This is a genomic window from Aliihoeflea sp. PC F10.4 (genome assembly GCF_054612275.1).
Genome location: NZ_JBTSWH010000004.1, coordinates 17665 through 30636 on the forward strand (window position 1 = coordinate 17665; position 12972 = coordinate 30636).

Annotated in this window: 13 protein-coding genes; 7 read left to right on the plus strand and 6 right to left on the minus strand. The window is 60.3% G+C overall.

From position 1 onward, the window contains the following. Positions 1 to 7 precede the first annotated feature (7 nt). Positions 8 to 340, minus strand: a complete 333-nt coding sequence (locus tag ACX82Z_RS23485; RefSeq protein WP_092938933.1) for a hypothetical protein — start codon at positions 338 to 340, stop codon at positions 8 to 10. Between the two features lie 189 nt (positions 341 to 529). Beyond that, entirely contained in the window at positions 530 to 1420 is an 891-nt protein-coding gene (locus tag ACX82Z_RS23490; protein ID WP_459912302.1) for a hypothetical protein, read from the minus strand. A 50-nt stretch (positions 1421 to 1470) separates the two neighbouring features. Here ACX82Z_RS23490 and ACX82Z_RS23495 point away from each other — a divergent pair, with 50 nt between their 5' ends. The 5 genes from ACX82Z_RS23495 (at position 1471) to ACX82Z_RS23515 (ending at position 9817) form a co-directional block, all read left to right on the plus strand. Further along, positions 1471 to 2826, plus strand: coding sequence for an IS1380-like element IS1247 family transposase (locus tag ACX82Z_RS23495; RefSeq protein ID WP_006473457.1), 1356 nt, complete (start codon positions 1471 to 1473; stop codon positions 2824 to 2826). 439 nt (positions 2827 to 3265) lie between these two features. Then, positions 3266 to 4405: an efflux RND transporter periplasmic adaptor subunit gene (locus ACX82Z_RS23500; RefSeq protein WP_271886716.1), complete on the plus strand. Its 1140-nt coding sequence runs from the start codon at positions 3266 to 3268 to the stop codon at positions 4403 to 4405. Next, positions 4402 to 7467 carry an efflux RND transporter permease subunit gene (locus tag ACX82Z_RS23505; protein WP_127898212.1) on the plus strand — a complete coding sequence of 1022 codons (3066 nt, stop codon included), beginning with the start codon at positions 4402 to 4404 and terminating at the stop codon, positions 7465 to 7467. Before ACX82Z_RS23500 ends, ACX82Z_RS23505 begins: the two co-directional genes overlap by 4 nt. A gap of 195 nt (positions 7468 to 7662) precedes the next feature. Then, positions 7663 to 8808: an alpha/beta hydrolase gene (locus tag ACX82Z_RS23510; protein ID WP_127898211.1), complete on the plus strand. Its 1146-nt coding sequence runs from the start codon at positions 7663 to 7665 to the stop codon at positions 8806 to 8808. Next, complete coding sequence (locus ACX82Z_RS23515; RefSeq protein ID WP_205963140.1) at positions 8801 to 9817, plus strand: Lnb N-terminal periplasmic domain-containing protein; 1017 nt, start codon at positions 8801 to 8803, stop codon at positions 9815 to 9817. Before ACX82Z_RS23510 ends, ACX82Z_RS23515 begins: the two co-directional genes overlap by 8 nt. Here the strand turns inward: ACX82Z_RS23515 and ACX82Z_RS23520 are convergent. The 3 genes from ACX82Z_RS23520 to ACX82Z_RS23530 form a co-directional block, all read right to left on the minus strand. After that, a complete protein-coding gene (locus ACX82Z_RS23520) occupies positions 9710 to 10522 on the minus strand; it encodes a hypothetical protein (protein WP_459912305.1) in 813 nt (270 codons plus the stop codon). The two genes, ACX82Z_RS23515 and ACX82Z_RS23520, sit on opposite strands and share 108 nt — an antisense overlap. Before the next feature lie 62 nt (positions 10523 to 10584). Further along, positions 10585 to 10917 (minus strand): HigA family addiction module antitoxin, encoded by a 333-nt coding sequence (locus ACX82Z_RS23525; protein ID WP_092938937.1) that lies wholly within the window; start codon positions 10915 to 10917, stop codon positions 10585 to 10587. 9 nt (positions 10918 to 10926) lie between these two features. Continuing rightward, positions 10927 to 11217 (minus strand): type II toxin-antitoxin system RelE/ParE family toxin, encoded by a 291-nt coding sequence (locus tag ACX82Z_RS23530; RefSeq protein ID WP_137040545.1) that lies wholly within the window; start codon positions 11215 to 11217, stop codon positions 10927 to 10929. Between the two features lie 191 nt (positions 11218 to 11408). Here ACX82Z_RS23530 and ACX82Z_RS23535 point away from each other — a divergent pair, with 191 nt between their 5' ends. Then, the gene (locus ACX82Z_RS23535; protein ID WP_459912306.1) at positions 11409 to 11852 is read left to right on the plus strand and encodes a recombinase family protein; all 444 of its coding nucleotides are present in this window, start codon (positions 11409 to 11411) and stop codon (positions 11850 to 11852) included. Here the strand turns inward: ACX82Z_RS23535 and ACX82Z_RS23540 are convergent. Then, positions 11849 to 12460, minus strand: a complete 612-nt coding sequence (locus tag ACX82Z_RS23540) for a recombinase family protein (protein WP_459912308.1) — start codon at positions 12458 to 12460, stop codon at positions 11849 to 11851. The genes ACX82Z_RS23535 and ACX82Z_RS23540 overlap by 4 nt on opposite strands. Positions 12461 to 12580: 120 nt before the next feature. On the opposite strand from ACX82Z_RS23540, the gene ACX82Z_RS23545 reads away from it, so the two are divergent. Then, positions 12581 to 12972, plus strand: a 392-nt coding sequence (locus tag ACX82Z_RS23545; RefSeq protein ID WP_459912310.1) for a DUF4158 domain-containing protein, incomplete at its 3' end; no start/stop codon positions are given.

A 12972-nucleotide genomic window follows, 5' to 3' on the forward strand; every position in this document is an offset into this window, starting at 1 on the left:
CTCCAAGTCACCGTTCGATTAACTGACCATCATCCGTTAGATACATACCATCTGATAGGTAAACTAGCCCATCTTCGTCGGCGGCATCGGAAAGCTCCGCCCATATCTCAGCCATATCCGACAGTTCCAAGCCGAGGGCATTTGCCAAGGATTGCCCTCCTTGCTCGATTTGGGTTTGGCTCAAGCCAGTAAATTCGACGTAGCGCCTGCCATGGAGGTCGCTTGCATGTCGGGCCGACGCCCCAAATGCGGAAAAGATGCTGGCCGCATGTTCGATGAGGCGTTCTTGATTTGGATATGGGGCTTTACTTCTGTCGTCTTCTCCGGCTGTCGCTGTCATAACAGTATAGGATGCTTGGAACCGAACTATTCTCAGAAGCACAAAACTATCTGACGACAAGCAGTATTGAGCCTGACTAGAATCAAATTTGTCCGACGAAGAAATTGTAGCCACAGGGTTTTCTCTTACGTTGCTGCACCTCTGCAAATGCAGGTGGGTGAGTTTTGTCTCGCTCGCTTGCAACAGCGCCTAGCGTCCCTTGTCGGAAAGGTGTCCATCGGGCGATATCCACAGACCATCCGAAAGATAGGCGTCGTCGCGGCCGTCTCCCCCGATCGCGTTATACAACGCATCCGTACGGTGTCCTAGAATAGGGCTGGCGCTCCTCCGGCTAGGTTTTCGATCTGAAATCGAGACGGCCATTTCGAAGAGGCGCTGTTCGGGATCGGAGCGATTGGTGCGTAAGAGGCGGCCGGCAGGATCAATCAACTCTCCTAACCGAGATGGATCAGATATCGAGGAGCGAACGGCTTCATGATCGTGCCCCAGGCTGACGAGATGTTGCGTTAGCCGCCCGAGCGCGCTCCTGGTTTCTTCTTCTGACGGCTCAAAGTCCTTTGTGATCACACGCAAGATTTTACCGCTCTGACCATCAAAAACGACTTGTCCTGCCTGCGATAGGTCGAACCGGCATGTCATGCCGCGAAAAGATTGCAATCCAGAAAGCACCGCAAGAATGCGCGAAAGCGAGGTGTTAATCGGCCAGTTCTCACGTTCGAAGAGCAAGGGTTTGTCGCTCTTCTGTTCAACTACGATCCAGGATCGGTGGTGAGAGGAAGCGAATGTGAGCCGCCCTGCCAGGAATTCGGGCCAAACAGCGGCCATGATCATAACGGCTTCTTGGACCCCGATGTACTGGTCTTCAGTCCATGAGCGGAGCTGCCGAACGAGTGGCCGCTTTTGATGATAATCTAGCGCCGCAGCGGTCAGAATATCGAAATTCGAAGCGACTCCTTGATTGTTACGGTGTTTTTCGAGCCAATTTTGCTCACTGTCGGCTCGATCTCTCGTAAGAAGACGACGAGAGACGCCTATACCCACATTTCCCAAGTAAGGCGCTGATTTCGCTGTCCTGACCATTATATTTCCTATATAAAACATGGTGTTGAAGGCTGCGAGGGGCGCGTTTCATGGATCACCCAGAGGGTGCGGGCTTGCAACGGGCAGATCGGGTGGATTTCGACCCTCGCGTGCGGCTGGAATTTCGCGGCACGCAGCTCAGTTCCGACGGCGGCCTTCTGGTGATGCGCGAGCTTGATGACGCGCTCGGGTTGTCCGATTTGGCGTCAGCGGCGCTGCGCGATACTCGCTCTGGCAAGAACACGGTCCATCGGCTCGACGGCCTGTTCCGGCAATCAGTCTTTGGGCGGCTGGCCGGATACGAGGATGTCAACGACGCCAACCGTCTCGCCTGCGATCCGGTCATGCGCCAAGTTGTCGGCGGCAGAGCGGTCGATGCACAAGCGGCCTCGGCATCGCAGATGGGACGGTTCGAGACCGAGACGCTGGCTCTGGCCGGGAACCGTGCCGCGCTGGCCGACCTGAACGGGCAATGGATCGACCGGTTCCATGACCGTAACGGGCTGAAGTACATCGTTCTGGACATGGACAGCTCGGTCAGCCCGACCCATGGCGACCAGGAAGGGTCTGCCTGGAATGGCCATTTCGACTGTAGCTGCTATCACCCCAACTTTCTGTTCAACCAGTTCGGGATGCTGGAACGCTGCGCCCTGCGCCATGGCAACGTCCACAGCGCCGATGGCTGGCGTGATGTTCTCGACCCCGTCATTGCGCGCTACGCGGAGCGCGACCTTGGTGGCAGGTTCTTCCGGGCCGATGCTGCCTACGCGATCCCGGCGATCTATGAGCGATTGGAAGAAGCGCGGTTCTTCTACGCCATCCGGCTGCCCGCAAACGCGGTCCTCAAGGACAAGATCGCGCATCGGCTAACGCGCCCTGTCGGGCGGCCGTCACTGACCAAGGTCAAGCGGTTCTTCGAGGAATTCGAGTATCAGGCGGCGTCCTGGGACAAGGAACGCCGGGTGATCGCCAAGATCGAATGGCATCCGGGCGAACTGTTCCCGCGTGTCGGCTTCATCGTCACCAACCTGCCGATGGAGCCGGACTGGGTGGTGCGGTTCTACAACCAGCGCGGCACCGCCGAGCAGCACATCAAAGAGGGCAAATACGCCTTTCGCTGGACGCGGCTGTCGTGCCGGAAGTTCCGCGACAATGAGGTGCGGCTGCAACTGCACGCCCTGGCGTACAACCTGGCCACCTTCTTGCGCTGCATCGAGCTGCCCGAGGCCATGGCCGACTGGTCGTTGACCAGCCTGCAACTGAAGCTGATCAAGATCGGGGCACGTGTGGTCCGTCACGCCCGCACCATCACCTTCCAGCTGGCCGAGGTCGCTGTCACCGGCACGATGGTACGCGCCATCCTCGCCGCTATCCGCCGATTGCGAGCGCCACCGCTATGCGCATGATCGCGATCCACGCTCAAACTGAACGAAAGCGGCTGGACAGATCTGTCCGCTGCGCTGAAAAACGCCGCCCCTGGGCAAGGAAACAGCGGCTTCGCGGTCTGATCCGTCCAGATCCAGCAGTCTGCGCGACCGCAGGTGCCGCTTGCGGCAGAAAATCCTTGTCTAGCGCTCGGATACAGGCGATCTTCACCTCAAACGACACGCCACTTGGGGAATGCAGGTCAAGGGCTCTTCATCTGTGCAGGAGTCGCGTTGCCCCCGGAAAAACAGCTGAAACTCTGAGCATTGGAAAGGTTGAGTCTTCCTGGCAGCACCTTGATTGGGTCCACATATCGCGACTGCGTCCCGCTGCTTCGACTTTTTCCGAACACCAGACGCTGCGCTTGACTAGGCACATAGCTGGGCAGGCTCCTGTGACATTTTCCGTTCAAAACCGGCCATGCCATCTGGCGACGATCCATGCACGAAGGCTACTTTTATGAAATTCAATATCTCTGCGGTCATTTCCCTGACGCTTCTGGCGTCTTTGTCTCCAGCATTCGCACAGGTGGGCGATCCGGGCGAAAGCCTGCGCCCGGCCAAATTGATGGTCCTGGAAGAGGCCGCCGACTTCGTCGAGCGGCGGTTTTTCGGGCGAATCGCGGCCAGATCGACCGTTGATCTGTCCTTTCGGGCGGGCGGCCAGATTGAGGAACTGCCTATCCGACAAGGCCAGTTTGTCGAAGCGGGCACTCTTCTGGGACGACTTGATCGCGGTCCCTTCGAACGCGCCGTGAATGAGGCGCAGGTACAGCTTAATCAGGCCGAACGGCAGTTGGCACGTCTCAGTAAATTGGGGGCGGGCGTCGTAGCCCTAGCTGAAATCGAGAATGCCCAGAGCACACGTGACGTGGCACAGGTGGCCTATGAGGATGCATTGGACAGCCTGAACTATGCCACGATGCAAGCTCCCTTCGACGCGCTCATCTCGCAGCGACTGGCGGATCAATATGCGACAGTTGCGGCGGGCGAACCCGTCGTTCGAGCACATGACATGAGCGAAATCCAGGTTCACATTCAGGTGCCGGAAATCCTGTTCCGCCAGTTCGGCGGCCAGCTGGAGTTTCAGGCCAGCGCGCAGATGGTCGTCGACGGCCCTCTTTATCCATTGGAATACCGCGAGCTGACCGCCGAGGCTGCCGAAGCGGGCCAGACCTATCGCGTAGCCTTCGCGTTCGGCGAGGATCAGCCCGAAAATCTGTTGCCGGGGGCCTCGGCCACGGTTCAGGTCACCGTCCAGCGCCCGGGCTCGGACAGCGTCGTGACGCTGCCGGCCAGTGCGCTGCGCTATGCGCCCGATGGCCGCCCTCAGGTGCTGGTTTATCGCCCCGATGACGCCGACCCCGATCGCGGCACGCTGGCCAGTCGCAGCGTCACGATCGAACCCGCCGGGGGCACCAGGTTTTACATGCTGGACGGTCCCGAGCCGGGCGTGACCATCGTCGCCTCGGGCGCGGCGATGCTGGCTGACGGGACGCGGGTAGGCCGCTTTACTGGTCTGTCCAACGACAATGGTCCTACGCCCGAGGCGTCGCAATGAACCTAGCACGTAAGGCGATCGACGCGCCGCTTCTGACTTGGCTTTTGATTCTCGGCTGCCTTCTGGGCGGCCTGTGGGGGTATGCGACCGTAGGCCGGCTGGAGGACCCGAGCTTTACCATCAAGCAGGCGGTGGTGATCACCTCCTATCCCGGGGCCTCGGCGGAACAGGTCGCCCGCGAGGTCAGCGAGCCCCTAGAATCCGCGATCCAGCAGATGGCCTCGCTGGACACGGTGACCTCGTCGAACAAGCCCGGCTCATCGCGCATCGATGTCGAAATCCTGTCTACGGTCAGTGGGGCCGAGCTGCCGCAGGTCTGGGACGAGCTGCGCAACCGCGTGGCCGATGCCGGTGCCCAATTGCCCGAAGGCGCGAACCTGCCGGTCGTAAACGACGATTTCGGCGATGTGTTCGGGATCTTCATGGCGGTGACCGCGCCCGGGTTTTCGGATGCCGAGATCCACGAGATCTCGACCTATCTGCGGCGCGAGATCCTAACGGTCGAGGGCGTGTCGAATGTGGCCATCGCCGGTTTGCCGGAAGAGGCGGTCTATGTCATGCCAGACATGGCCATCGCATCCAATCTGGGTGTCCCGCCCGGCGCTTTGATCGACCAGATCAGCGCGGCGGCAGCCGTGTCACCCTCGGGGTCTTTGGCGGCGGACGGCAACCGCTTCGGGATCGACGTGCCGCGCGGCACCAACAGCGTCGATGCGCTGCGCGAGCTGACCGTGAACGTGGGAACCTCGGTATTTCAGATGACCGACATCGCCACGGTCGAACGCGGTCGCGTTCCCACCCCGCGCGAAATCATCCGCTTTGACGGGCAAGAGGCGTTCACGCTTGGCATAGCGGGTGTGTCGTCGCAGAACATCGTCGATATCGGCATGCGCGTCGATGCCAAGATAGCCGAACTGTTGCGGGAGCTGCCCCATGGCGTGCAGCTCCACCCCATTTATCAGCAACATCTGGTCGTGGACGAATCCTCGTCCGCATTTCTGGTCAATTTGGCGATGTCGGTGGCGCTGGTGGTGGTGGTGCTGGCGCTCTTTATGGGATGGCGGTCGGCGGTCGTCATCGGATCGACGCTGTTTCTGAACGTGATCGGAACGTTCTTCTTCATGTCGCTTGGCGGGATAGAAATGGAGCGGATCTCGCTTGGCGCGCTGATCATTGCGATGGGGATGCTGGTCGACAATTCGATTGTCTTGGCCGAATCGATGCAGATCAAGATGGCCTCGGGCAGCTCGTCCCGCGACGCCGCCGAGGATGGCGCGAAGCGGGTCCAGCTGCCGCTGCTGGGCGCGACGGTGATCGGCATCATGGCCTTTGCCGGCATCGGCCTGTCGCCGGATGCGACGGGCGAGTTCATGTTCTCGCTGTTCGCGGTGGTGGGGATCTCGCTGCTGCTGTCCTGGGTACTGGCGCTCACCGTCACGCCGCTTCTGGCCCATTACGTCTTCAAGCGCGGCAAGGGCGACGGTGAGGGTGGCGATTACAATGGCCCAGTCTTTCGGGCCTATCGCACGGTACTGGGTGGGGCGCTGAGGGCGCGCTGGCTGTTTCTGGCGGCGATGATCGTCATCACCGTGCTGTGCTTTCGCGGCTTTGCCTCGGTGCCCCAGCAGTTCTTTCCCGACAGCAGCACGCCGGTCTTTTATGCGCATTACAAACTGCCGCAGGGCAGCGACATCCACAGCGTGTCGGACGACATGCGCAAGGCCGAGGAATGGTTGCTGCAGCGCGACGAGGTGACGTCGGTCGCGACCTTCGTAGGCTCGGGGGCGACGCGCTTCATGCTGACCTATTCCCCAGAAGAGGCGCTGCCCAGCTATGGCCATCTGATCATCCGTACCGCCACGACCGAAACGATCCCGCGGCTGTTGGAGGATCTGAACGAATTTGGTCGCGAAACGCTGCTTGAGGGCGAGTTCCGGACCGAACGTCTGGCCTTTGGTCCCGGCGGCGGCGCGCCCATTCAGGCGCGGATTTCGGGGCCCGATCCAAAGGTTCTGCGCGCGCTGGCCGATCTGGTCAGCACCACGCTGACCCGGCAGGATGCGGGATTGATTGATATCCGGACTGACTGGCGCGAATACGAGCCCGTGCTGATCCCAGAATATGCCACGCAGCGCGCGCAGACGGCCGGGATTTCGCGCGCCGATCTGTCAGATGCCGCGCTGATGGCGACCGAGGGCCTGCCCGTCGCGATCTATCAGGAAGCCGACAGGCAGATCCCGATCCGCCTGCGCGGCAGCGGCGCCAATCCCGATCTCGCCCAGCAGATCGTCTATTCCGAGGCTGCCGAGGATTACGTCAGCATGGAGCAGCTGATCGAACGCGTTGGATGGGAGCCCCGCGACACCCTTATCCAGCGCCGCGACCGGGTTCCGACGATCACGGTCGAGGCGGGGATCCCCACAGGGGGCAATGCATCCGATGTCTTTTCTACCATCCGCGCCCCGGTCGAGGCAATCACCATGCCCGATAGTTATGTCCTCGAATGGGGAGGGGAATATGAAAACAGCACCGACGCGCAACGCAGTCTGGGCCAGCAATTGCCGGCTTCACTTCTGATCATGGTGCTGATCTCGATCCTTTTGTTTGGCAAGCTGCGCCAGCCGCTGATCGTGTGGCTTCTGGTGCCCATGGCCGTCAACGGAGTGGTGATCGGTCTTCTCATCACCGGCCTGCCATTCTCCTTCACCGCGCTTCTGGGGCTGCTGTCACTGTCGGGGATGTTGCTGAAGAACGGCATCGTATTGGTCGAGGAGATCGATCTGGTTCGGGCAGAGGGCATGCCCTTCCGAAAGGCGATCATTGAAGCATCGACATCAAGGCTGCGCCCGGTCGTGCTGGCGGCGGTCACCACAATCCTGGGGATGGCTCCGCTGTTGTGGGATCCATTCTTTGCCTCGATGTCGGTGACCATCATGGGCGGTCTGGCCTTCGCAACTATCCTGACCCTGATCGCCGCGCCGGTCCTCTATTACGTGTTGTTTAGCAAGGAAAGAAAAATGGAGGAAGGCGGGAGTGCTAATCCGGTCGGGGCAAGCGGATGATGCGCGGCCTTGCGGCGAATGGGGCTGCCTTCAGGTCACCCATGACAGCACCTGCTGAGAGGCTTCGTGGCGCTAGCAGACTCCGGCAGCAATGCGCGTCCCGCAAATCGGGTGCAGATCAGCGGTAACGGCCTGCGGGACGTGTTTGATAGACAGCCAGCGGCGGCTGGAACAATGGATAATGGGAGAACTGGAATGACCAACGCTCAAGGGTGCTTGCACGCGAACAGGGCATCCTGCCTTTTGATTATGGCCATCACCCTGTTCCTTGGCGGGTGCGCTGCCAGACCCGGTCCTGAGGTTCTGCGAACGATCGAGGCGCGCGTTCCCGGCGCGCAGACCGTCACCATCTATGCCGCCACGACCCGTGAGCGGGCGGCTGAGAACGCTAATGTCTTCACCTCGGGGCGTGCCAGCCAGCCGAACTACTCGTCCTTCGATATCTCGGTGCCGCCCAACCATCAGCCAGGCGTGATCGAATGGCCGGACGAAGAGATCGACCCGCAGACCAGCTTTGCCACGGTCGGGCAAAGCATCCTGACCCGGCAGGGCTTCCTGCAAAAGGTCGCCGCATCGCAAGACAGCAGAAAGGACGTGCTCATCTTCGTGCACGGCTATAACTACAACTTTCCCGAGGCGCTGTACCGGCTGACCCAAATGACGGTCGATGCCGATCTGGACAACACTCCGATCCTGTTCGCCTGGCCTTCTCAGGCTGCCATTGCGGGCTATGTGGCCGACAAGGAATCCGTTACCTATTCGCGCGATGCGCTGGCCGATCTGCTGGCGGCGCTGGCGCGGGACCAGCGCATCGGCACGATCACCGTCTTTGCCCACTCGATGGGCGGCTGGCTGACGGTCGAGGCGTTGCGCCAGCTGCGCCTGTCGGGGCAAAATGACATCCTTGACCGCCTGACCGTCGTGCTTGCGGCGCCCGATATCGACGTCGATGTGTTCCGCGCGCAGATGCAGGTCCTCGGCCCGATGACGCAGCCGATGGCAGTGCTGGTCTCGCCCGATGACCAAGCCCTGCGCGTCAGCAACCGGCTGAGCCGCACCCGCATGCGCGTCGGCGCGCTGGACATCACCGACCCGGCCGTGCAGCAGGCCGCGCGAGAGGCTCGCTTGGCGATCATCGACATCTCCAGCCTCGAGGCTTCGGACGGCCTGAACCATGACCGGTACGTCAGGCTGGCCTCCTTCTACGCCAATCGGGGGCGGGAGGGAGGAGACGGCCCTGGCCCTAGTCTTCGCCGCACAGGGGCCTTTGTATTCAACACGGTCGGCGCCACCCTTTCCAGCCCATTCTCGATCGTGGGCGAGGCTTTGGCGGGTGAGTAGGACCATCCCGCAGACCCGGCGTGGACGACGGTGGCTTGCCGGGGCTGCCTTCACGCTTGTCGTGCTGATCGCCGCAGCCCTGGTGGGGCTGGCCCTGAGGTATCAGCTGGATGGATTCGCGCGCTGGTTCTGGATCCTTGCCGTCGGCGTGACGGCCCTTGCCATTCTGGCGCTTCGGGCCGCCGGGCGACGCGGCGCGAGCCGGGCGGTGCTGCTGCCCCTCGTCGCCGTGGCTTTGGGATGGTGGCTGACGATCCGGCCCTCGGGCGATCGGGACTGGGCGCCAGATGTCGCCCATGGCGTGACCGCGCGGATCGAGGGGCAGACCGCCATTCTGGAGAATGTCCGCAATTTCGAGTGGCGCAGCGAACAGCATTTTACCCCGCACTGGGAAACGCGCCGCTATGATATCGGCGCGTTGTCCTCAGTCGATCTAGCAACATCGACATGGGGCAATCCAGCCATCGCCCATACGCTGATCAGCTTCGGCTTTTCTGACGGCGCCTTCCTGACCTTTTCAGCCGAGATCCGGCGAGAGCGGCACGAATCCTTTTCCGAGATCGGCGGCTTCTTCAAGAAATTCGAACTGGTGATGATTGCCGCCGACGAAGCGGACATCCTTCGGCTGCGGACCACCATGCGCCGCGAGGATGTCGCCCTGTACCCGTTGGACCTGACAGCGTCGCAACGCCGGGCGCTGTTCCTGACCTATCTGGACAAGGCGAACCAGCTGGCCGCGCAGCCCGCCTTCTATCATACGATTACCGCCAACTGCACCACGATCATCTTTCAACTGGCCCGGGTGGTCGAGCCGGGCATCCCGATGGACTGGCGCATCCTTCTATCCGGCTATCTGCCAGATTACCTGCATGACCATAGGGTGACCGGCGCCGGGCTGCCGCTAGAGGAGGTCAGGACTGACGCCCGTATCAGCGCCAAAGCACAGCAGGCCGACCCCGCCATTCCCTATTCCATTGCCATCCGTGCCGAGGATCCCCCCCGGCGCTGACCGTCGCCTTGCTTCCGCCGTTATCCTCGACTTTTCTTTCCTTCGCAAAACATAGAGGGTGTCATCCCCGGATTTCGTACGCCCGAGGGAAAGAGCGGCTATAACGTCCTGATTTGGTCCGCCGTTGGCGAATTCTTCAATTATGAGCGGATTTCGAAACCCATCCGGAAGCGTGGTAATATAGCTGTTTTCCGGGTTATCCTCATCTTCATATGGAATGCCGAAGTGGCTTCGGAGGTAATTCTCGGCAACCTCATTCGACCGCTTCTTGCGTTCCTCCGGTGTTAGGTCTTGCTCGTCATCATCCCAGAATTCTTCACTATCCTGGTCGTCCTCTTCACCGTGTATTTCATATAATGGCTCGTAGATCGCCTGAAACGGACTGCCGCCAAAACTTGCCAGAAGACCTCTTGGTCGAACGAGAGCCCAAGTAGGGCCATGCGAACCATTCCCGTTCGAAGGCGAGGAATCACAAATTAGCAGTCCTATCCAATCCGCATGACGGAGATAGACCTTTATTACTTCTACGACATCGTTGGTCGTCATATGTCGTGCGTTGACGACATGCAGAAATATTTCGAAGAAAACGCGCTCTTGCACTTCGGACATGTGCCATGGGACGCGATCACCTTTCAAGCGATCCCATTCGGCAACAAACCTGTCCGATATCTCCTTGGCGACGGAAAATATTTCGTCATCACTCATGATCGCCCTTCTCACTAGCTGCCGCTACTTCTCGGCGCGGCTGTATTCGTATTGTTGTCGGATCAGACCAGAGCCGCTTGCGGATCGAGCGGCTTTCCCTTGAAGGGCGCGACGTTGATCTCCCCTTCCCGCTTGCGGGCTTGGGCAATGTCATAGCTGTTCTGCATCCGCATGAGCGTATCCATCGACACGCCGAAAGCCTTTTCGACCCGGAGCGCCATTTCCGGCGAAAGGTGCGCGCGCTCGTTCAGCACGGCCGACAACGCCGCCCTCGTAACACCGAGAACTTGCGCGGCGCTCGTGACCGAAAGGCCAAGCGGCTCGATGATCTCACTTTTGACGAAGCCGCCGGGGTGGGCGGGATTTTTCATACGGATGCCCTGCATCGCACTCATAGCCACCTCCTAGTGGTAATCTTCATAGTCGAGGTCGATGATCTCGATTTCGGTTTGGTCGATCCGGAACGTGATCCGCCAGTTCTTGGTGACGAACAGGCTCCAGGTGCCTTTTCGATCGCCGGTGAGCTGATGGGCCTTCCAGCTCGGGACCGTGCGCAGCTCATCTTCCCGCTCCATATCTTGGAGGAAGGTGGCGATGCGACGGACTTTCGGCACTACGGCCACCTCCAAGCCGGTGGCGTCATCATCTTCGATGAAGCGGCGTAACCCCTTATGGACCACGTTTCGGATTCTCATGTGCCGTCACTATCAAGCTAAACGTATAGTGTCAAGCGACGCTATACAGTTCATCACCTCATAGCCTTGTCGCGCAAGTCGTAAAACCTGCAACAGATCGGCCACCCCCGGAAAAACAGGGCTTTTCGTGTCGCATGTCTTTGTCGCAAGTGATAGAAAACTTGCGACATGATTTGCGACAGGGGGAAGCCGTGAGCAGCCGACCAGATTCCGACGCCGGGCGCGTGTTCATTGGCTATGCCCGCGTTTCGACTCGCGGCCAGGACCTCGATGCGCAGCGGGCCGCCCTGGGCGCGGCCGGCTGCGTCCGCATCTTCGAGGAAAAGGCTTCCGGGGCGAAGCGGGACCGGCCCGAACTGGCGCGGATGCTCGACCATCTGCGTGCCGGCGACGTGGTGACGATCACCAGGCTAGACCGCCTCGCCCGATCGACCGGCGACCTTCTGGCGATCGCGGAGCGGATCAAGGAGGCCGGCGCTGGCCTGCGTTCGCTGGCCGAGCCGTGGGCCGATACCACGACGCCGGCGGGGCGCATGGTGTTGACCGTGTTCGCCGGCATCGCGGATTTCGAGCGCAGCTTGATCGTGGAGCGCACGAGGGGGTCTGATGCCGGAGAGTGCAGAATCCTACGCTAAGCGCTGAGAACTCGTTTCCCGTAATCGCGTAGACTGCCGTTCGGGTCGACATACCGGTAGAGCGTGACCGGTTTGACCCCCAATTCCTTACAGAGCTCTGAAACCGATGTGTCGCGGCTAGCCATTGCGGCCTGAGCCATGCGGACCTGCGCTTTTGTCAGCGCAAACTTTCTTCCTCCCTTTCGGCCGCGCGCGCGGGCGGCTTGGAGCCCCGCCATCGTGCGTTCGCGGATCAACTCGCTTTCAAATTCGGCAAGCGCAGCAAAGATGCCGAATGAAAGCCTTCCAGCCGCAGTCGTTGTGTCAATCTGCGCCCCTTGCCCGGTGAGAACTTTGAGGCCAACGCCACGCTCGGACAGCATGCTGACGGTTTTGACAAGGTGGTGGAGGCTACGCCCCATACGGTCGAGCTTCCACACAACCAGTACATCGCCTTTGCGTAATGCCTTGAGGCAGGCCTCCAGACCGGATCGGTCATCCTTCTTTCCAGATGCCAGGTCCGAATAGATCTGACCTTCTTCGACCCCTGCTCCGACCAATGCATCTCGCTGTAAATCGAGGGACTGGCTGCCGTCGGCTTTCGAGACCCGTGCATAGCCGATCAGCATGTTTCACAAACGTTCGTTTGAGGTGTTCTGGAAAGCGGCGCGCTTTCGGCCATCCGAACAATTCCTTATTCAATATCTTAATCATCAATACGCAAACCATAAGTGGAAAGCAAAAGAAATATGGCGCATCGTACTATCCTCACCGAGCGTCAGCGCTCAGTACTTTTTGATCTTCCGATCGATGAAACGGCGATGTTGCGCCACTACATCCTTGCGGACGACGATCTGGAAATCATCCGCGCCCGCCGCCGCCCCCACAATCGTTTTGGGTTTGCTCTCCAGCTTTGCGCATTGCGCTATCCCGGTCGGTTGTTGACCCCGGGCGAGGTCATTCCAATGGAGATCACGCGCTTCCTGGCAGCGCAACTTGGGCTGAAGTCAGACGATCTGGCTGGATATGCAAGCCGCGAAGAAACGCGTCATGAACACCTGGCGGCCCTGCGGGATCTCTATGGCTACAAGATGTTCACTGGCCGAGGGTCGCGCGACCTGGGCTCTGAGAATAATGGAGA

Excerpts from the sequence above, each read along its gene's own strand:
- ACX82Z_RS23485 (WP_092938933.1), bottom strand. The coding sequence starts at position 340 with ATGACAGCGACAGCCGGAGAAGACGACAGAAGTAAAGCCCCATATCCA.
- ACX82Z_RS23490 (WP_459912302.1), bottom strand. The coding sequence starts at position 1,420 with ATGGTCAGGACAGCGAAATCAGCGCCTTACTTGGGAAATGTGGGTATA.
- ACX82Z_RS23495 (WP_006473457.1), top strand. The coding sequence starts at position 1,471 with ATGGATCACCCAGAGGGTGCGGGCTTGCAACGGGCAGATCGGGTGGAT.
- ACX82Z_RS23500 (WP_271886716.1), top strand. The coding sequence starts at position 3,266 with ATGCCATCTGGCGACGATCCATGCACGAAGGCTACTTTTATGAAATTC.
- ACX82Z_RS23505 (WP_127898212.1), top strand. The coding sequence starts at position 4,402 with ATGAACCTAGCACGTAAGGCGATCGACGCGCCGCTTCTGACTTGGCTT.
- ACX82Z_RS23510 (WP_127898211.1), top strand. The coding sequence starts at position 7,663 with ATGACCAACGCTCAAGGGTGCTTGCACGCGAACAGGGCATCCTGCCTT.
- ACX82Z_RS23520 (WP_459912305.1), bottom strand. The coding sequence starts at position 10,522 with ATGAGTGATGACGAAATATTTTCCGTCGCCAAGGAGATATCGGACAGG.
- ACX82Z_RS23525 (WP_092938937.1), bottom strand. The coding sequence starts at position 10,917 with ATGAGTGCGATGCAGGGCATCCGTATGAAAAATCCCGCCCACCCCGGC.
- ACX82Z_RS23530 (WP_137040545.1), bottom strand. The coding sequence starts at position 11,217 with ATGAGAATCCGAAACGTGGTCCATAAGGGGTTACGCCGCTTCATCGAA.
- ACX82Z_RS23540 (WP_459912308.1), bottom strand. The coding sequence starts at position 12,460 with ATGCTGATCGGCTATGCACGGGTCTCGAAAGCCGACGGCAGCCAGTCC.